Annotated in this window: 19 protein-coding genes and 1 tRNA gene; 11 read left to right on the top strand and 9 right to left on the bottom strand. The window is 73.7% G+C overall.

From position 1 onward, the window contains the following. Positions 1–176: 176 nt before the first annotated feature. A complete protein-coding gene (locus ACFV7Q_RS33715; protein WP_385434485.1) occupies positions 177–1,175 on the bottom strand; it encodes a CBM35 domain-containing protein in 999 nt (332 codons plus the stop codon). 68 nt (positions 1,176–1,243) lie between these two features. Beyond that, the gene (gene cdgB, locus ACFV7Q_RS33710) at positions 1,244–2,944 is read right to left on the bottom strand and encodes a diguanylate cyclase CdgB (protein ID WP_385434483.1); all 1,701 of its coding nucleotides are present in this window, start codon (positions 2,942–2,944) and stop codon (positions 1,244–1,246) included. 304 nt (positions 2,945–3,248) lie between these two features. Here cdgB and ACFV7Q_RS33705 point away from each other — a divergent pair, with 304 nt between their 5' ends. Beyond that, on the top strand, positions 3,249–3,818 hold the full coding sequence (locus tag ACFV7Q_RS33705) for a flavin reductase family protein (protein WP_385434481.1): 570 nt from the start codon (positions 3,249–3,251) through the stop codon (positions 3,816–3,818). 120 nt (positions 3,819–3,938) lie between these two features. On the opposite strand, the gene arfB is transcribed toward ACFV7Q_RS33705, so the two are convergent. Next, positions 3,939–4,364, bottom strand: coding sequence for an alternative ribosome rescue aminoacyl-tRNA hydrolase ArfB (gene arfB / locus ACFV7Q_RS33700; protein ID WP_385434479.1), 426 nt, complete (start codon positions 4,362–4,364; stop codon positions 3,939–3,941). A gap of 243 nt (positions 4,365–4,607) precedes the next feature. On the opposite strand from arfB, the gene ACFV7Q_RS33695 reads away from it, so the two are divergent. Both ACFV7Q_RS33695 and ACFV7Q_RS33690 read left to right on the top strand, forming a co-directional pair. Continuing rightward, on the top strand, positions 4,608–5,183 hold the full coding sequence (locus ACFV7Q_RS33695; protein ID WP_385434477.1) for a TerD family protein: 576 nt from the start codon (positions 4,608–4,610) through the stop codon (positions 5,181–5,183). A gap of 117 nt (positions 5,184–5,300) precedes the next feature. Then, positions 5,301–5,834 carry a GNAT family N-acetyltransferase gene (locus ACFV7Q_RS33690; protein WP_385434475.1) on the top strand — a complete coding sequence of 178 codons (534 nt, stop codon included), beginning with the start codon at positions 5,301–5,303 and terminating at the stop codon, positions 5,832–5,834. Between the two features lie 103 nt (positions 5,835–5,937). Here the strand turns inward: ACFV7Q_RS33690 and ACFV7Q_RS33685 are convergent, their stop codons facing one another. Then, positions 5,938–7,302, bottom strand: coding sequence for a M1 family metallopeptidase (locus ACFV7Q_RS33685; RefSeq protein ID WP_385434491.1), 1,365 nt, complete (start codon positions 7,300–7,302; stop codon positions 5,938–5,940). A 179-nt stretch (positions 7,303–7,481) separates the two neighbouring features. Next, positions 7,482–8,039, bottom strand: coding sequence for a heme-binding protein (locus ACFV7Q_RS33680; RefSeq protein WP_385434473.1), 558 nt, complete (start codon positions 8,037–8,039; stop codon positions 7,482–7,484). Between the two features lie 329 nt (positions 8,040–8,368). On the opposite strand from ACFV7Q_RS33680, the gene ACFV7Q_RS33675 reads away from it, so the two are divergent. From ACFV7Q_RS33675 to ACFV7Q_RS33665, 3 genes are all read left to right on the top strand, one after another. Further along, positions 8,369–9,508 carry a sensor histidine kinase gene (locus ACFV7Q_RS33675; protein ID WP_385434489.1) on the top strand — a complete coding sequence of 380 codons (1,140 nt, stop codon included), beginning with the start codon at positions 8,369–8,371 and terminating at the stop codon, positions 9,506–9,508. Beyond that, a complete protein-coding gene (locus tag ACFV7Q_RS33670; RefSeq protein WP_385434471.1) occupies positions 9,505–10,140 on the top strand; it encodes a response regulator in 636 nt (211 codons plus the stop codon). The genes ACFV7Q_RS33675 and ACFV7Q_RS33670 overlap by 4 nt, the downstream gene beginning before the upstream one ends. A gap of 96 nt (positions 10,141–10,236) precedes the next feature. Next, complete coding sequence (locus ACFV7Q_RS33665; protein ID WP_385434469.1) at positions 10,237–10,740, top strand: hypothetical protein; 504 nt, start codon at positions 10,237–10,239, stop codon at positions 10,738–10,740. 29 nt (positions 10,741–10,769) lie between these two features. Here ACFV7Q_RS33665 and ACFV7Q_RS33660 read toward each other — a convergent pair whose 3' ends face one another. Then, the gene (locus tag ACFV7Q_RS33660) at positions 10,770–11,462 is read right to left on the bottom strand and encodes a pentapeptide repeat-containing protein (protein ID WP_385434467.1); all 693 of its coding nucleotides are present in this window, start codon (positions 11,460–11,462) and stop codon (positions 10,770–10,772) included. Positions 11,463–11,574: 112 nt separating this feature from the next. Here ACFV7Q_RS33660 and ACFV7Q_RS33655 point away from each other — a divergent pair, with 112 nt between their 5' ends. Beyond that, entirely contained in the window at positions 11,575–12,579 is a 1,005-nt protein-coding gene (locus ACFV7Q_RS33655; protein WP_385434487.1) for a zinc-binding dehydrogenase, read from the top strand. 35 nt (positions 12,580–12,614) lie between these two features. Here the strand turns inward: ACFV7Q_RS33655 and ACFV7Q_RS33650 are convergent, their stop codons facing one another. Both ACFV7Q_RS33650 and ACFV7Q_RS33645 read right to left on the bottom strand, forming a co-directional pair. Further along, positions 12,615–13,088 carry a GNAT family N-acetyltransferase gene (locus tag ACFV7Q_RS33650; protein WP_385434465.1) on the bottom strand — a complete coding sequence of 158 codons (474 nt, stop codon included), beginning with the start codon at positions 13,086–13,088 and terminating at the stop codon, positions 12,615–12,617. 9 nt (positions 13,089–13,097) lie between these two features. Then, positions 13,098–14,006 (bottom strand): aminoglycoside phosphotransferase family protein, encoded by a 909-nt coding sequence (locus tag ACFV7Q_RS33645; protein WP_385434463.1) that lies wholly within the window; start codon positions 14,004–14,006, stop codon positions 13,098–13,100. A 149-nt stretch (positions 14,007–14,155) separates the two neighbouring features. Here ACFV7Q_RS33645 and ACFV7Q_RS33640 point away from each other — a divergent pair, with 149 nt between their 5' ends. After that, complete coding sequence (locus tag ACFV7Q_RS33640) at positions 14,156–15,535, top strand: NAD(P)/FAD-dependent oxidoreductase (protein WP_385434461.1); 1,380 nt, start codon at positions 14,156–14,158, stop codon at positions 15,533–15,535. Between the two features lie 93 nt (positions 15,536–15,628). Here the strand turns inward: ACFV7Q_RS33640 and ACFV7Q_RS33635 are convergent. Continuing rightward, a tRNA-Thr gene (locus tag ACFV7Q_RS33635) sits at positions 15,629–15,702 on the bottom strand. A 271-nt stretch (positions 15,703–15,973) separates the two neighbouring features. Here ACFV7Q_RS33635 and ACFV7Q_RS33630 point away from each other — a divergent pair. The 3 genes from ACFV7Q_RS33630 to ACFV7Q_RS33620 all read left to right on the top strand — a co-directional run bounded on the left by ACFV7Q_RS33630 (position 15,974) and on the right by ACFV7Q_RS33620 (position 18,548). Then, entirely contained in the window at positions 15,974–17,065 is a 1,092-nt protein-coding gene (locus tag ACFV7Q_RS33630; RefSeq protein WP_385434459.1) for an ABC transporter ATP-binding protein, read from the top strand. Positions 17,066–17,236: 171 nt separating this feature from the next. After that, positions 17,237–17,650, top strand: a complete 414-nt coding sequence (locus tag ACFV7Q_RS33625) for a hypothetical protein (protein WP_385434457.1) — start codon at positions 17,237–17,239, stop codon at positions 17,648–17,650. Positions 17,651–17,768: 118 nt separating this feature from the next. Further along, positions 17,769–18,548: an NDP-sugar synthase gene (locus tag ACFV7Q_RS33620; protein WP_385434455.1), complete on the top strand. Its 780-nt coding sequence runs from the start codon at positions 17,769–17,771 to the stop codon at positions 18,546–18,548. Positions 18,549–18,602 lie beyond the last annotated feature (54 nt).

Here is an 18,602-nt window from a genome sequence, read left to right as displayed (position 1 = left end):
GATCGCAACACCCCCCCCACTACCACCACCGGCCCCCCGGTGCGGGCCACTTCGGGTTGGCCGTTGTGGGGGGGGGGGCGGGTGTGGTGGCCCCCCCCCCCCCGCCGCGCCCCCCCCCCCCCAACCAGGTCCGGCCCTGCCGCGCGTGCGGCAGGGCCGGTCGTCTCACGGCAGGGTCAGCGCTTGACCCAGCCCTGGCCCAGCGAGAGCTGGTCGAAGATCGCCTCGCACTGGTTGCCGGCCTCACACGAGATCTTCATCGTGTTGGTGCCCTTCTTCAGGTTGATGAACGCGTAGGTGCGCGTCCACCCCTTGTCCCAGGCGCCGGCTTCGGCCTTGGCGAAGTTCGCCAGGTTCAGGGACTGCGTCGGGCTCTGGCCGTTGACGGTGAGGGTCACCTTCGCGTCCTTGCCGGGCACCGCGTAGTTCACGAAGAGCGTGTAGTCGCCGCCGTTCGGCAGGTCCGCGGTCCAGGTCAGCGCCGCACCGGTCTGGTTGAAGTTGCCGACGTACTGGCCGCCGGCACCCTTCCCGCCGGGCACCGCGTTCTGCAGGAGTGCGCCGCCGGTCAGGGCCATGCCCGCGCCCGCGGCGTCGCCCTTCGGCAGCGGCACGTCGGGGGACGCCGACGGGCTCGGGGCCTCCGAGGCGCCGGAGTTCTGCGGCTGCGGCTGCTGCTGGGTCTGCGTCTGGCCCTTGTCGGCGGTGTCCTTGTCCCCGTCGTCGCCGAAGGCCAGGGCCGCACCGATGCCGATCGCGACGGCACCGACCACGGCGACCGCCGCGATGAGCAGGCCGCGCCGGCTGGAGCTGCTGCTGCCGCCGCCGCGCGCGCCGCGGCCGGAGCGGCCGCCGGAACCGCCGGCCTGCGCCTGCATCGACGCCGTCGGTGGCTGCTGCTGCGGCACGCCGTAGCCGCCCGCCTGCAGCGCCTCCGGGGCCTGGTACTGGGCCTGGTAGCCGGGCTGCTGCTGGGGCGGAACCTGGCCGCGCTGGCCGCCGTACGTCCGCTCGCCGACCGTGCGCACCTGGTTGTACGAGGTGCGGGGGACACCGCTCTGCGCTCCGGGCCGGGCTCCCGCAGCCTGACCGTCCGCGTAGAGGTAGCCGAACGGATCGTCGTCCTCGGGCTTGTTCGCCCCGCTGTTCGGGCCGTTGTTCGCGGGCGTCGTCATCGCAGGTCACTCCTTTCAATCCTGGGGAGCCTACCCCGAACAGGTGCGCCCCCGGGCGGCCGACGGCCTCAGCCGGCCCTGCGATGCGCTTTGGAACGAGACCGTTTCTCGATGTACATCCGCTGGTCGGCGGAGCGCAGCACCTCGTCCGCCGACATCCCGCAGCTGGCCCAGCCGATGCCGAAACTGGCGCCGACACGCACCGCGCGGCCGTCCACCCGGATCGGCGGGATGATCGCGTTGCGCAGCCGGACGGCGAGGTCGGCGGCGTCGGCGGCGCCCAGCCCGTCGGCGAGGACGACGAACTCGTCACCACCCAGCCGGGCGACGGTGTCACCGTCACGGACGCCCGTCGTCAGCCGGCGGGCCACCTCGATCAGCACCGCGTCGCCGGTGTGGTGCCCGAACCGGTCGTTGATCGACTTGAAACCGTCGAGGTCGCAGAAGAGCACCGCGAGCCCCTTCGTCCCGTCGTCCACGTCGGAGGCGGGGGCCACCGCGTGCACGTGGTGGTCGTACGGGTCAACCCCGCCGGAGAGGTCGAAGGGCTCGGGGAAGCCGTCGTAACGGAAGCCGGGGTCGCCGGGGTCCCCGTTGCCCGCGGGGCCGCCCGGGGCGACCGTGCCGTCGACGCTGCGTCCCTCGTACGCGGCGTCGAGCGCCTCCACGGCGGCGGAGCGCATCGTCTGCTGCGGCATGCGGCACAGCCGGGCCGAGAGCCGGGCACGCAGCTCGGCGCTGTTGGGCAGGCCGGTGAGGGAGTCGTGGCTGGCCCGGTGGGCGAGCTGGAGCTCGTGCCGCTTGCGCTCCTCGATGTCCTCGACGTGCGTGAGCAGGAACCGGGGACCGTCGGCGGCGTCCGCGACCACCGAGTTGCGCAGCGAGACCCATACGTAGGTGCCGTCGCGCCGCCCGAGCCGCAGTTCGGCGCGACCGCCTTCGGCGGAGGTGCGCAGCAGGGTCCCGATGTCCTCGGGGTGGACCAGGTCGGAGAAGGAGTACCGGCGCAGGACGGAGGCGGGGCGGCCCAACAGTCGGCACAGGGCGTCGTTGGTGCGCAGCAGCCGGCCGTGCTGGTCCCCGCCCATCTCGGCGATGGCCATGCCGCTGGGCGCGTACTCGAAGGCCTGACGGAAGGACTCCTCGCTGGCGCGCAGGGCCTGCTGCTCGCGTTCGAGGCGGACCAGGGCGCGCTGCATGTTCGCGCGGAGCCGGGCGTTGCTGATCGCTATCGCCGCCTGGAAGGCGTACATCTGGAGCGCCTCGCGCCCCCAGGCGCCGGGGCGGCGCCCGTTGCGCGGCCGGTCCACGGAGATGACGCCGAGGAGTTCCCCGCCGGACGCGTACATGGGGGCGTAGAGCCGGTCCTCGGGGTGCCACTCGTCCTCGAAGCGCGGATCGGGGCCGTCGGTGTGCCACTGGGGCACGTCGTCCTCCAGCAGGACCCAGCCCTCGGTGTGCGGGATGAAGCGCAGGCCGTCCCAGTTCTCGCCCATGGTCAGGCGGCGCTCCCAGGAGGCGCGGGAGCCGACGCGGCCGGTGATCAGGGCTTCCGCGGCGGGGTCGCCGGCGAAGGCGGCGACGACGAGATCTCCGTCAGGGCGTACGAGGTTGACGCAGGCGAGCTCGTAGCCGAGGCCGGTGACGATGCCGTCCACCACGGTCTGCAGGGTGTCGGCCAGGCTCCTGGCCGTGTTGAGGTCGGCCACCACCCGGTGCAGCTGCCGCAGGGTCGCAAGACGGACGTACGGCTCTGACTCGGTCTCCATTGCTCGCTCTCCCCGAGACCTCGACAGCAACTCCAGTTTTGTCATCGGCGGTTCGTTGCGGTGTCCCGTCCACTGAATCACAGTGAGCTGTGCGGCAGGTACACAGGGTCAACAAATCTTGCCCTCTGTGACTTAAGTCACATCAGATGAATTAAGGCGTCAGCTGACGGCTTCTGCACCCCGGGGCGCTCCCCCGCCCTTCCGGCGGCACACGATACGCGTGGGGCCTAGGCCAAGGGTCCGGGACACGACTCGGCCGCGGGCCCGATGTGCGCGGGCGGAGGGCGAGACTAGCGTTCCAGGCGTGCCGAAGACGACCCCCGTACCCGTACCGACCACCGTGAGCCCCCATCCTGAAGGAGTGAGCCACGACGAGTTCCGCGCCGCCCTGTCCCGACTGGCGGCGGGCGTCTGCCTGGTCACCGCGCACGAGCCCCCGCTGACCGCGGACGGCCCGCGCGGCGAGGACGTCGGGATGACGGCCACCGCCTTCCTGTCGGTGTCCCTCGACCCGCCGCTGGTGCTCGTCAGCCTCCGCGAGGGATCGCGGATGGACGACCTCCTGGCGGAGCAGCCGCTGTGGGCGGTCTCGCTGCTGGCCGACCACCAGGTGCAGATCGCGAGCCGCTTCTCGATGAAGGGCCGCATCAGCGACCGGCTCCTCTTCGCCGACCTGCCGCACGTACGCGGCGAGGTCTCCGGGGCCCCACTGCCCGCGGGGGCGCTGGCCACGCTGGAATGCCGCACCGAGGAACGCGTCCCGGCGGGCGACCACACCCTGGTCATCGGCCGCGTGCTCACCTCGTCGCTGCCGGCGCCCGACGCCGCACCGCTCGCGTACTTCCGGGGTCGCTACCGCAGGCTGGCGCCGTAGCGGGCGGGCCGCCCGCTACGGCGGCCGTGCCGATCCGTCCGGTGATCCCGTCCGACGGCTGCTGCCGAGCCGCCCGGCGGCCGCTCCCGGCGGATCCGCCCGCCGGCCGCCACCCGTCCGCTACCAGTCGCGGCCCGAGCGTCCGCGCTTGGTCTCGCCGCGCGCCTTCTTCTCCCGCAGCCGCCGCTCGTTGATCCCCCGCGGGATCTTCGTCGCACGCCGGGGCTTGGGCGGCGGGGCCGTCGCCTCCGCCAGCAAGGACGCCATCCTGACCAGTGCCATCTCCCGGTTGCGCAGCTGCGAGCGGTGCTCGGAGGCCCGTACCGCCAGCACCCCGCCCACCAGGCGCGGGGCCAGGCGCTCCAGCGCCCGCTCCTTCCACACCTCGGGCAGCGCCTTCGTCGCCGCGAGGTCGAACAGCAGCTCCACCCGGGAGTCCGAGGTGTTCACGTGCTGGCCGCCCGGACCGGAGGAGCGCGAGAACCGCCACGAGAGCTCCGCCTCGGGGAGCACGACGGAGCCGCGGATGACATAGGGACCAGGCATGGCCCCATGATCCCGCCCGGCTCACGCCCCCGTCACGCGCATTTACGGACTGACCGGAACGCGGCCGCCCCTCCAGCCGCTACGGAAAGCCGCCGGGAGAAAGCCCCGGCGTAATCCCCCGGGGGAAATCCGGGCGGAAATCGGCAGGCTGGAACCTGCGGGGCCCCTCTCCGCGTTATGAAGGTCAGCGGTACCTTGACCGCACGTCTCGCGGTCAGCGACGAGGAAGGGACACCAGTCACAATGGCAGTAAGCCTGTCCAAGGGCGGCAACGTCTCGCTCACGAAGGAGGCCCCCGGCCTCAGCGCCGTCACGGTCGGACTCGGCTGGGACGTCAGGACGACGACCGGTGTCGACTTCGACCTGGACGCCTCCGCCATCGCGGTGAACGCGATGGGCAAGGTCGTTTCGGACGGCCACTTCGTCTTCTTCAACAACAAGTCCACCCCGGACCAGAGCATCGTGCACACCGGTGACAACCGCACCGGCGAGGGCTCGGGCGACGACGAGGCCATCAAGGTCAACCTGGCCGCCCTCCCGGCGGACGTCGACAAGATCGTCTTCCCGGTTTCGATCTACGACGCCGACACCCGCCAGCAGAACTTCGGCCAGGTCCGCAACGCCTACATCCGCGTGGTGAACCAGGCCGGCGGCGCCGAGATCGCCCGCTACGACCTCTCCGAGGACGCGGCCACCGAGACCGCCATGGTCTTCGGCGAGCTCTACCGCAACGGCGCCGAGTGGAAGTTCCGCGCGGTCGGCCAGGGCTACGCCTCGGGCCTCGCCGGCATCGCCCAGGACTTCGGCGTCAACGTCTGATCCACCTACCGAAGCCCCCTCCCGTCCGGGGAGGGGGCTTCACCCCGGGCCGCCGCGCCGCCGGGCGCGTGGAAAACCGGTGCCCGCACCGCGGCGTCCTTCGCTAGCGTGCGGGGGATGATCATCGAACCGCTCGGGCCGGCGGGCGGCGCCCTGCCGGGACCCGTCCTCACCGAGATCACCGCCCTCTACGCGACGAACCACGCCTTCTTCGAGATCAGCGGCGACTTCCCCGACCCCCACCGGATCACGGTCGAGCAGGTCGCCCGGGCACTCGCCGACGAGCTCGCCCACGACGGCGCCGAGGTGCTCCTCGCCCGCTCCGCCGGCCGGCTCGTCGGCCTGGCCGCCGTCCTCGCCCACCACCCCGACCCCGCCTCCGGCGACCCCGACCCGTGGATCGGCCTGCTGCTCGTCGACGCCGCAGCGCACCGCTCCGGGTACGGCAGCGCCCTCGCGGACCACGTCGAGGACCGCTTCCGCGCCGCGGGCCGCGAGGCCGTGCGGATCGCCGTACTGGACGGCAACGCGGGCGCCCTCGCCTTCTGGAAGGCCCGCGGCTACGCCTTCCTGCGGCACGCCGAGGACCGGGAGCTGGGCCGGGACTGCACGGTGCTCCGCAAGGAGCTCCGCGATCCGCCGGCCCGCTGAGGCCCTCGGGCGGAGGCGGCGCCGTCGCGAGGTCGGCGGGCGCGCACCGGGGCCGGCAAATGGCCGGTGCGGCTCAGCGCCGGTCGGCGCCGGTCAGCGCGGGTCAGCGCGGGCTGTCCTTGCCGTACAGCCAGGTGTCCCAGACCTTCGTCAGGTCCAGGCCCGTCTTCTGCTCCGCGTACGCGGTGAAGTCGGCCGTACTCGCGTTGCCGTGCCGGTGGTCGGCGGCCCAGCCGCGCAGCAGTGCGAAGAACTTCGCGTCGCCGGCCTCCTGCCGGATCCGGTGCAGCACCATCGCGCCCCGGTAGTAGACCGGGCCCGCAGAAATCTCGTCCGGGCCGGGCGGCGCGGCCGGCGGGAACGCGTCCCAGTCGGAGCCGGCGCCCTCGTCGACGGAGGCGTCACCGGCCAGGAACGCCCCGAAGCGGCGCTCGGCGGTCGGCCCGCCGTGCTCCTCGGCCCACAGCCACTCCGCGTACGTCGCGAAGCCCTCGTTGAGCCACATGTCCTTCCAGGACTTCGGTGACACCGAATTCCCGAACCACTGGTGCGCCAGCTCGTGCAGCACCAGCTCCTCGTCGACCGGGGCACCGGAGAAGACCGGTCGGGTCTGCGTCTCCAGCGCGTACCCGAGGGTCTCGGAGGGCGCGACGATCGCACCCGCCGTCGCGAACGGGTACGGGCCGAACCGCGCCGCCCCCCACTCCAGCATCCCCGGCAGCCGCGCCAGCGCGGGCCCGCCGCCCTCCGGCTCGCCGGGGGCCACGGCCGTGTACATCGGCACCCCGGACGGGGTCCGCCCGGTCACCACCTTGAACTTCCCGACCGCCGCCGTGACGAGGTAGCTCGCGACCGGCTCCGCGCTGTGCCAGGCGAACGCGGTCCGCCCGTCCGCGGTGTCGGTGCGCGAGCGCAGCAGCCCGTTGGACACCGCCTCGTACCCCTGCGGGACGGTGAGGTTGATGTCGTACGCGGCCTTGTCGCTGGGGTGGTGGTTGCCGGGGAACCAGGTCATCGACCCGACCGGCTCACCGACCGCGACGGCCCCGTCCTCGACGGGGATCCAGCCCTCCTCGGAGCCGTCCGGGTCGGAGAGGGTCCGGGGCTTGCCGCTGTACTCGACCTCCGTGCGGAAGACCTCCCCGGTCGTCAGGTCCTCGGCCGGACGCACCGTCAGCTCGTTGCCGGTGCGGTTGAAGCGGGCCCCGGCGCCCTGCACCGTGACGCCGTCGACCTTCAGGCCGCTGAAGTCGAGGTTGAACGAGCTGAGTCCCTGCTCGGCCCGGGCCGTGATGACGGCCTTGCCGCGCAGCACCCCGTCCGCGGGGTCGTACGCCAGGTCCAGCCGGTAGTGGTCGACCTGGTAGCCGCCGTTGCCCGCCTTCGGGAAGTACGGGTCGCGCAGGCCCGACGCGCCCGGCCGCCCCTGCACCGTGCTGCCCGTGCACGCCGTGGTGAGGGCGAGCAGGGCGGCGACGGCAGGGACGGCGAGGCGTGTGACGCGGGAGGAGCGGGGGAGCCTGGCGCGGCGGGGGAGGTCAGCGGGGCGGGGGACGGCGCGGGTTTCCACGCAGCCGATCCTATGGGGCATCTTGTCGCACTACGGTCCGATACGACCTGTGATGCGGCCCGGCCCGCCCCGTTCTACTACTTCTCCAGGGCCTCGACGCCGGCCTTGGCGAACTTCTCGTCCAGGTCGCCGCTCGGGGCGCCGGCCACGCCGATGCCCGCCACCGGCGCGCCGCCGGCCTGCACCGGGACGCCGCCGCCGAGGAACAGGGTGCCCGGGATGTCCTTCAGGTTCGGGGCCTGGGCGAGGCGGCCCACGAGCACCGAGGTCGGCGCGTTCCAGGAGACCGCGGTGAAGGCCTTGCGCTGCGCCGACTCGTACGACTGCGGGCCCGCGCCGTCGCCGCGCAGGGTGACGATGGTGTTGCCGTTGCGGTCCACGACCGCGACCGTCACCTTCTGGTTCTCCGCGCGGGCGGCCTCCAGCGCCCCCTGGGCGGCGCGGGTGGCGGCGTCGATCGTCAGGTGGGTCGAGGTGGTGAAGTTCTTCTCGCCCACCTCCTTCTTCGCCGCCGCGGCGGCCGGCGCCGCCTGCACCTCGGCCTGCGCGGCGTTCGCGCTGACCGCGCCGAAGGCGCCGGCGCCGAGAGCGACGGCGAGGGCGGTACCGGTGAGAACGCGGGTGCGGGTCTTCATGCTGCTGCTCCTTGGGCGTCGGGCTGGGCGCCGGTGGCCGTCCACCGGACCGCTCGCCGGCCCGTTTCCACCGGCCCGGCGTCGTGCTTCCAGCCTGCGGCCGGAACACCCGCCCACCCGTCCCCGTACCGGCTCGCGGCGGCTGCCGCACCGGTTGACCCCGGGGTCGTCCGATCGGTTGATGCGCACCGGCCGCGGATGCGGCTTGGCTGGTCAGCGCCATCCCCCGCGACCGGGCACGATGGAGCCGAACAGCCGATCCGCACCGGGAGCCCGCCGTGACCCACCTGAGCCGAGCGCCCTCGCGCAAGGGGGACACGGACACCCGGATGCTGGCGGCGGTCATGCACACCGCGTTCTTCCTGCTCCTAGCCGCCTCGGTGGTTCGCTACCTGCTCCGCCACCCCGGCTCCCCCGACACCCCGTGGATCATCGCCCTCGGCACCGCGCTCGCCCTGCTGTACGTCCTCGGCCCCGCCCTCGGAGCCGCGCCCACCGTGCGCCGGCTCGCCTGGCTCGGGCTGGTCGTCGGCGTGTGGGTGGTGCTCGTCGTCCTCGCCCCCAGCTTCGCCTGGTGCGCCGTCCCCCTCTTCTACACGGCCCTGCGGACCCTGCCGCCGCGTGCCGCCATCGTCCTGGTGGCCCTGTTGACCGTGTTCGTCGTCGCCGCCCAGCTCAAACTGTCCCGCGAGTTCGACCCGAACCTGCTGCTCGCCCCACCGGCCATCGCCGCACTGTCCACGGCCGTCTTCGTCCACATGGAACGCCAGGCCCAGGCGCAGCGGGAACTGATCGACGACCTCATCCGCACCCGACGGGAGCTGGCCGCCACCGAACGCCGCGAAGGCACCCTCGCCGAACGACAGCGGCTGTCCATGGAGATCCACGACACCCTCGCCCAGCACCTGTCCAGCCAGCAGATGCTCCTCCAGGCCGCCGACCGGGTCTGGGACGACAGCCCCGCAACCGCCCGCGCCCACGTCCGCACCGCCACCGGCATCGCCGCCCGCGGCCTCGCCGAGGCCCGCCGCCTGGTCCACGACCTCGCCCCGCCCGAGCTCGCCGGCGGCGCCGGCCTCGCGGACGCCCTGCGCGCCCTCGACGCCGGACCGGACATCGAGGTCCGCTTCCACCTGGAGGGCACCCCCGTACCGCTGCCCGACCGCGTCCAGTCCGCTCTGCTGCGCGTCGCGCAAGGTGCCCTGGCGAACGTACGGGAACACGCGCGCGCCCGGACCGCGGCCCTGACCCTCAGCTTCCTCGGCGACCAGGTCGTCCTCGACGTCGCCGACGACGGCGAGGGCTTCGACGGGACCCGACCGCCCCGCACCGGCGGCGGAGAGCGCGGGCACGGGCTCCCCGCGATGCGCGCCCGCGTCGGCCAGCTCGGCGGCACGCTCACGATCGAATCCGCCGAGGGCGAGGGCACCGTCCTGTCCGCGGCCATCCCCCTGGAGCAGCAGCCATGACCACCGCCACGACGACGCTCCTGCTCTGCGACGACCACGCGGTGGTCCGCGCCGGCCTGCTGGCCCTGCTCGGCAGCGCCCCCGACATCGAGGTGCTCGGCGAGGCCGGCAGCGGGGAGGAAGCCGTCGCCCTGGCCGCCCGGCTCCGGCCCGACGTCGTCCTGATGGACCTGCAGCTCGGCGAGGGCATCGACGGCGTCGAAGCCACCCGCCGGATCACCTCCGCCTCCGCGCACCCGCCCCACGTCCTCGTCCTGACCACATACGACACCGACGCCGACATCACCCGCGCCATCGGAGCGGGCGCCACCGGATACCTCCTCAAAGCGGAGCGGCCGGAGGAGCTCTTCGCCGCGATCCACGCCGCCGCAGCCGGCCGCACCACCCTGTCGCCGCCGGTCGCCAGCCGCGTGATGGCCCGCATGCGGGGCTCCCGGCCCACCCTGACCGACCGCGAGCTGGACATCCTCGGCCAGCTCGCCCGCGGCCTCGGCAACCGCGAGATCGCCCGCGCCCTGTTCATCAGTGAAGCCACGGTCAAGACCCACCTGGGCCGCATCTACGACAAACTCGGCGTCGACACCCGCGCGGGCGCCGTCGCGGTGGCCAAGGAGCAGCGCCTCCTCCCGTGAGACCGGGGCGGGGCCGCTCCGGGCCGGGCGGCCGGGCCGGGGCCGGTGGAACGGGCCGGGGCCGGTGGAACGGGCCGGGCGTGGGACCATCGGGGGGTGCTCGACATCGGCTACTCCCTTTCCCGGCGCTTCCCCGACCCGCCGCAGACCGACTACCGGACCGCGGACGTCCACTCCCTGCGCCACGACCTCTTCTGCGGGGACGTCTACCTCGCCGACACCGAGTCGGACCGGGAAGTGTCCACGGCCTGGGGATGGGTGCCCGTCCTGGACTTCGCCTGGGCGCTGTGCGACATCGTCGAAGAGCTCGACCGGGACCCGCGCGGCAGCCGCTCCGCCGACCGGCAGTACGCAGAGCTCGACTTCACCGAGTCCACCGACCGCATGCTCTTCGAGCGCCGCTTCGGCTGGGTCGACATCGAGGCCGACTGGATGCCCGCGGAGGAGGCCCCGCTGAGCTTCAGCCACAAGCTGCTGCGCCGCGAGGCCCGCGACTTCCTGCACGACCTGATCGCCGACCTCATCGACATGCACGAAGACCTCGGCCACAACCCGGCCATCTGGACCCTGCAGGCCCGCTTCCCCCGCGTCCCGGCGTAGCCGCGGATCCCGCGCGCCGCGCCGCAGGGTCAGGGGAGTACGCGCAGGCCCAGGTGTGCCGCCAGCGCCGGGGCCAGGGAAAGGAGCTGGGCCGGGGTGACCGCCGCGCCGGCCAGGGCCTCCACACCGCGGGCGAAGTCCAGCTCGGCCGCGGCCCGCAGGTCCACGTCCGTCATCCGCGCCCCCGTGACGTCCGCACCCCGCAGCACGCACCCGCGGAACTCCACCCGCTCCAGCACCGCCCCGCCGAAGTCCGGCTCCACCAGCACGCATTCCTCGAAGACCACGTCCCGCAGCCGCGCCTGCCGCAGGTTCAGGCAATCGACCTTGCCGCCGCGGAACTCGACCCGCTCCAGCACCGCCCCGTGCAGCGCCGTCCCGCCCAGTCGGGCATCGACCAGCTCCACGTCCCGGAGCGAGGCCCCGGCCAGGTCCGTCCCGACCCCCCGGACCCCCTCCAGCAGCGAGTCCAGGATCCGCGCCTTCGCCAGCCCCGCCCCGTCCAGCACACAGCGCCGCAGCGCACAGTCCAGGAACCGCGCCCCGACGCCCTCCTGCCCCGCCAGGTCGAGGTCCGCGAACTCAAGCCCGTCGTAGTCCCCGTCGGGCTCCAGCCCACCGCCCCGCCACGCGATCAGCTCCGGCGGCAGCCCCACCTGCGGCCGCCGCGCCGCCTTCACCGCCCGCGTCCTGCCCGACCCCTGCTGCCCGTTCCGCGCCATGCTCCCCATCCTGCCCGCCGGGACCGACAGCACCCTTGACCTCAAGCGGGGTTGAGGGACCAGCCTGGCCCGCATGGACACCACACACCGCCCCGCCCCCGCCGCACCCACCATGCGCGCCGTCCGCCTGCACGCCTTCGGCCCCGCCGACAACCTGACCCCCGAACGGACCGACACCCCCGCCCCCGGCCCGGGCCAGGTCCGCATCGCCGTGGCCGCCGCCGGGGTCCACCTCCTCGACACCGCGCTCCGCGAGGGCCATCGGGGTCCCGCCCCCGCCCTGCCCGAGCTCCCCACCATCCCGGGCCGGGAAGTCGCCGGCACCGTCGAGGCCCTCGGCCCCGGCACCGACACCGCCTGGCTCGGCCGCCGCGTCGTCGTCCACCTCGGCTTCGCGCCCGGCGGATACGCCGAGTACGCCGTCGCCGACGCCGACCGCCTGCACCCGGTCCCGCCCCACCTCGACGCGGCCGAGGCCGTCGCCATGATCGGCACCGGCCGGACCACCTTGGGCATCCTGCAGTTCGCCGACCTCGGCCCGGACTCCGTCGCGCTCGTCCCCGCCGCCGCCGGCGGCATCGGCACCCTGCTCGTCCAGTACGCCAAGAACGCCGGCGCCACCGTCATCGCCCTCGCCGGCGGCCCCGCCAAAACCGCGCTGGCCGCCGCCAACGGAGCCGACCTGGCCGTCGACTACACCGATCCCGACTGGCCCGCCTCCGTACGCGCCCACCTCGACGCCCTGGGCCGCCCCGGCGCCACCGTCCTCTTCGACTCCGTCGGCGGGACCGCCGCCCACGCCGCCCTGCGCCTCCTCGCCCCCGGCGCCCTCCACCTCGTCTTCGGCTGGTCCGGCGGACCCGTCCCCCTCACCGACGACGACCGGGCCGACCTCGACGCCCGCGGCATCACCACGCACCAGGTCCTCGGCCCCGCCATGCTCCGGCGCGCCGGCGGCGACGACCCGATCCGGACCTTGGAGACCCGCGCCCTCGCCGAAGCCGCCGCGGGCCGCCTCCGGCCCGCCCTCCAGCGCTACCCCCTCGCCGAGGCCGCCGCCGCACACCGTGCCCTGGAGACCCGCGGCACCACCGGCAAGGTCGTCCTCGAACCCTGAGCGACGCCGCACCAGGTGCCCGTCAGGCGCCGCCGTCAGGCCGTGCCCAGCCTCCGCAGCGCGTCGTCCGCCAGCCGGTACACCGTCCACTCGTCCTGCGGCCGCGCCCCCAGCGCCTCGTAGAACGCGATCGTCGGCTCGTTCCACTTCAGCACCGACCACTCCAGCCGCCCGTACCCGCGCTCCACGCAGATCCGTGCCAGGCCGGCCAGCAGCGCCTTCCCGTACCCGCCGCCGCGGGCGCCGGGGCGCACGTACAGGTCCTCCAGGTAGACGCCGTGCACGCCGCGCCACGTCGAGAAGTTCAGGAACCAGATCGCGAACCCCACCGGCTCGCCCTCCGGTGACTGCGCGATGTGTGCGAACGCCGCCGGCCGCTCCCCGAACAGCGCCTCCCGCAGTTGCTCCTCGGTGGCCCGCGCCTCGTGCGGCACGCGCTCGTACTCCGCGAGCTCGCGGATCATGGCATGGATGACCGGGACGTCCCCGACAACAGCGCTACGGATCATGCCCGCAGCCTAAGCCCGCCCCAACAACACCTCCACCACGAGCAGTTGCTCCTCGTCCAACTCCGGAACGCCGCCCCGCGCATCCTCCACGTCCCACAGGCAGTTCTGCAGGACCCGCCCCAGCGTCCACGCCCTCGCCCGCCCGCGCTCCCCCTCCAGCCCGAGCGCCTCCGTCAGCAGGTCGAACCGCCACCGCACCTGATCCGCACGGAAGTTGTTCCGGATCGCCGGCAGCAGCTCGAACCCCGGATCGCCCGCCAGCGGCTTCGGATCGATCGCCAGCCACCGCTCCCGACCGCCCGCCAGCACGTTGTCGTAGTGCAGGTCCCAGTGCAGCAACCGGTCGCCCGGCTGCCCGGCCACCTCCGCCAGCGCCGAGGCGCAGTCCGCCACCAGCCCCCGCGCCCGCACGTCGGGGATCGCCGCCAGCGCCGTCGGCACCCGCTCCAGCATCCCGGCGGCCACCGGCCCCAGCCCCCGTATCCCGGCCGGCGCCCGCACCGCCGTCAGCCGCGCCAGCAGATCCCCGACCACCCGCACCGCCCGCCGGGGATCCCGCTCCGCCGGCCCCGACAGCGGCCGCCGCTCGTCGAGCCGCTCCAGCAACAGGCTCCCGGTCCCCGGATCGTGCTCCAGCAGCCGTACGCAGCCCTGCCCGTCCCACGCGCGCAACGCGAGCGGCTCCCCCGCGCTCTCCTCGTCCGGCAGCAGCAGCTTGAGCACCGCCGCCGTCCCGTCCGCCCGCTCCACCGGCACCACCAGCGCCGTCATCCCGTGCATCGCCGGACCGGCCGGCCGCAGTCCCCACTCCTGGAGGAACCGCTCGGTCCGCGCCGGAAGCCCCGCGAGGAACTCCCGGCCCGCCTCCCCGTTGAACAGCAGTTGCGCCTCGACCAGTCCCTCCGGAATCTCCACCATGCCCCGACCGTAGACCGCACCGCCCCTCCCCCACCTCCCCCGCACGGGGGAGCCCGCCCCCGCATCGGACGAAAGGCCTGGTCCTGAGCCCCGGAACACGACACCCGGCCCCCTGGACACCCCTGCGGACCCCGTGTACCAACTCCCCCATGACGATCAACGGCGGCATTTCCTTCTGGTACGCGACCGACACCGCCGGCGGCGCCGCGCCCCGCGCCCCCCTCACCGGCGACGCCACGGCCGACGTCGTCATCGTCGGCGGCGGCTACACCGGCCTGTGGACCGCCTACTACCTCAAGACCTCCGCGCCCGACCTCCGCGTCACCGTCCTGGAACAGAAGTCCTGCGGCTACGGGGCCTCCGGCCGCAACGGCGGCTGGCTCTACAACGGGATCGCCGGCCGCGACCGCTACGCCCGCATGCACGGCCGCCCCGCCGCCCAACGCCTCCAGCAGGCCATGAACGCCACCGTCACCGAGGTCATCGACGTCGCCGCGAAGGAGGGCATCGACGCCGACGTCCACCGCGGCGGCGTCCTCGAAGTCGCCCGCACCCCCGCCCAGCTCGGCCGCCTCAAGGCCTTCCACGAGGCCGAACTCGCCTTCGGCGAGACCGACCGCGAGCTCCACGACGCCACCGCCACCCGCGCCCGCGTCGACGTCGCCGACGCCGTCGGCTCCACCTGGACCCCGCACGGCGCCCGCATCCACCCCCTCAAGCTGGTCAAGGGACTCGCCGCCGCCTGCGAGCGCCTCGGCGTGGTGATCCACGAGTCCACCCCCGTCACCGAGATCGCCCCCCGCCGCGCCGTCACCCCGTACGGCACGGTCCGCGCCCCCTTCGTCCTGCGCTGCACCGAGGGCTTCACGGCGGGCCTCAAGGGACAGAAGCGCGACTGGCTCCCGATGAACTCCTCGATGATCGTCACCGCCCCGCTGCCCGACGCGACCTGGGACCGCATCGGCTGGAGCGGCGCGGAGGCCCTCGGCGACATGGCCCACGCCTACATGTACGCCCAGCGCACCGCCGACCAGCGCATCGCGATCGGCGGCCGCGGGGTCCCGTACCGCTTCGGCTCGCGCACGGACACGGACGGCACCACCCAGCCCGGGACCGTCGCGGCCCTCGGCCGACTGCTGACGGCCTTCTTCCCGGTCCTCGCCGGGGTCGAGATCACCCACGCATGGTCGGGGGTCCTCGGCGTCCCGCGCGACTGGTGCGCCACCGTCACCCTCGACCGCGCCACGGGCCTCGGCTGGGCGGGCGGGTACGTGGGCTCCGGTGTCGCCACCTCCAACCTCGCCGGCCGAACCCTGCGCGACCTGGTCCTGGAGGACACCACCGAGCTGACCGGCCTGCCCTGGGTGAACCACCGCGTACGCCGCTGGGAGCCGGAGCCGTTCCGCTGGCTCGGCGTCCAGGCCCTGTACGCCGCCTACCGCGAGGCCGACCGCCACGAGGCCGCCACCCACACCCCGACCACGGCCCCCCTGGCCCGCCTGGCCGACCGCATCTCGGGCCGCCACTGAACCCACCGCACGCGGAAAAGGCCCCGGAAAAAATCCGAGGCCCTCCGCTTCCATACGAATTCCTTGGCCAGAAATACCCCTGACCTGGAACGGAGCCCCCTGTCGGATTCGAACCGACGACCTACGCTTTACAAGAGCGGTGCTCTGGCCAGCTGAGCTAAGGAGGCCTGTGACGCTGCACGCACAGAATCGCCTTCACTTTACACAGCCGACGGCCCCGCTCGCGAAGCCCATTTCCGGCCCGCACCGGTAACACCGCCCGACCGGGAAGCGCACCCGGCCGCCCGGGGGCGCGTCGTACGTCACCCCCTGCCGGGTACTGACAGAACGCCCCCCGCCCGGTAGCGTCGGCGGGGGTCCACTGCGGTGGACCGGACCACCACTTCCTTCCACTCGGATCGTCCGGCACGTTCCTGCCGGTAGAAGGGATGCATCACCATGGCTTCTGTCACCTTCGACGCGGCTACGCGCCTTTACCCCGGCGCCGACAAGCCCGCCGTCGACGCCCTCGACCTCCAGATCGAGGACGGCGAGTTCCTCGTCCTCGTCGGACCCTCCGGCTGCGGCAAGTCCACCTCGCTGCGCATGCTCGCCGGTCTGGAAGACGTCAACGGCGGCGCCATCCGCATCGGCGACCGCGACGTCACGCACCTGCCGCCGAAGGACCGGGACATCGCGATGGTGTTCCAGAACTACGCGCTCTACCCGCACATGAGCGTCGCCGACAACATGGGCTTCGCCCTGAAGATCGCCGGCGAGGACAAGGCGACCATCCGCCGCAAGGTCGAGGACGCGGCGAAGATGCTCGACCTCACCCAGTACCTGGACCGCAAGCCCAAGGCCCTTTCCGGCGGCCAGCGGCAGCGCGTCGCCATGGGCCGCGCCATCGTGCGCAAGCCGCAGGTCTTCCTGATGGACGAGCCGCTGTCGAACCTCGACGCCAAGCTGCGCGTCTCCACCCGTACGCAGATCGCGGCGCTCCAGCGCGACCTCGGCATCACCACCGTCTACGTCACCCACGACCAGGTCGAGGCCATGACGATGGGCGACCGGGTGGCGGTCCTGAAGGACGGCCTCCTCCAGCAGGTCGACACCCCGCGCAACATGTACGACCGTCCGGCGAACCTGTTCGTCGCCGGCTTCATCGGCTCGCCCGCCATGAACCTGGTGGAGGTCCCGATCGCCGACGGCGGCGGCGTGAAGTTCGGCGACAGCGTCGTCCCCGTCTCGCGCGAGGCGATCGCCGCCGCCGCGGACGCGGGCGACCGCACCGTCACCGTCGGCGTCCGCCCCGAGCACTTCGACATCGGCACCGAGGGCGGCCTGACCATCACGGTCAACGTCGTCGAGGAGCTCGGCGCCGACGGGTACGTCTACGGCCGCACCTCCCAGGCCGACGGCGGCCAGGACATCGTCGTCCGCGTCGGCGGCCGCCAGGTGCCCGAGAAGGGCTCCAGCCTGCACGTGGTGCCGCGCGCCGGCGAGATGCACGTCTTCTCGACGTCCTCCGGCGAGCGCCTCTCCGACTGACACCGGCCGAGGGGCACTCCCGTGGTCGGGAGTGCCCCTCCGGCGTGCAGGGGCACTCCCCCGCGCCAGCGCCGCACCCGTCAACCGGCTATTCGAAAAACCACGTCGAACCATCCCCCGACCGGGTGACTAACTGTCGCCCAATCTTCACCGAGCGCTACTCTCGCCCTCGTGACCCACACTGCCCGCCGTATCGGCCGATCCCTCGCCCTGGTCCTGCCCGTCGTCCTGGTCCTGTCCGGGACCCTCGCGGTCACGATGGTCCCGTGGGCGGACAACTCGTCGTCCCGGATCCTGACCGCCTCCGCCGAGGACGTCTCCGTCCCCGCGAAGCCGCGCGCCCCGCAGGACGTGCTGCGCGACAAGCTCATTTCGGAGCTCCAGCAGGGCGAGACGCCGGGTGACGTCCTGACGCACCTCCAGCAGGAGGTGGACCGGCGGCCTTCGCTCGCCGACCACTGCGTGGGCATCGCGCGGGCGCTGGGGCGGGCCGCCGTCGAGGCGTACGGGCCGACGAAGGCCCAGTCCTTCGCCCGTCCCGTCTGCGACACGGCGTACGCGTCCGGCGTCGCCTCCATGGGCTGACCTCCGGGTCGAGGCGCCGCCCGGCTCCCGGCAGAACCCCGGCAGACGCCCGGGGCGCGCCGCCGCCCGCGTCCCGAGCGGCGGGCCGGCGGCGGAGGCGGGCTCTACGCTGGCGCCCATGACCGACGCACGCCCCGTACCCCACACACACGATTCCGCGGCCGCGGTCCCGGCCGCCCCCACCCAGGCGCCCACCCAGGCGGTGGTCCTGGCGGGCGGTCAGGGCTCGCGGCTGCGGCCGTACACGGACGACCGGCCCAAGCCGATGGTGGAGATCCCGGGGACCGGGGTGCCGATCATCGGGCACCAGTTGAACTGGTTGGCCGCGGAAGGGGTCACCGATGCGGTGGTCTCCTGCGGGCACCTCGCCGAGGTGCTCCAGGAATGGCTGGCCGGGGCCGACCTCCCGCTGCGGGTGACGACGGTGGTGGAGGAGGAGCCGCTCGGGCGCGGCGGCGGGCTGAAGTACGCCGCGCGGCACCTGCCGCACCCGGACCGGCCGTGGTACGCGACGAACGGGGACATCTGGACCCGGTTCTCGCTGCGGGAGATGGCCGCGTTCCATGCCGAGCGGGCCGCGACGGCGACGCTGGCGCTGGCGCGGCCCCGGATTCCGTGGGGTGCGGTGGAGACCAACGAGTTCGGTCAGGTCTTGGACTTCATCGAGGCGCCTCCGTCGCCGTACCTGATCAATGCCGGCGTGTACGTCTTCTCGCCCGAATTCACCGCCCTGCTGCCGGATTTGGGCGACCACGAGCGCACCACGTTCCCGCGGCTGGCGCGGGAGCGGCGACTGGCGGGCTTCCCGCTGCCGCAGGGCGCGTACTGGCGGGCGATCGACACGGCGAAGGACCTGGCCGAGGCGGCTCGCGAGTTGGCCGCGCAGAGGGCCTCCTGACGGCTCCGGAGGCGCCCGCGTCGTACGGAACGGCCCGGGGCCCGGCACGCATGG

The sequence above is a fragment of the Streptomyces sp. NPDC059851 genome (genome assembly GCF_042732005.1).
Lineage (GTDB): Bacteria > Actinomycetota > Actinomycetes > Streptomycetales > Streptomycetaceae > Streptomyces.
Note: the sequence above shows the minus strand (reverse complement) of the source record. Positions and strands in the feature narration are given on the sequence as shown.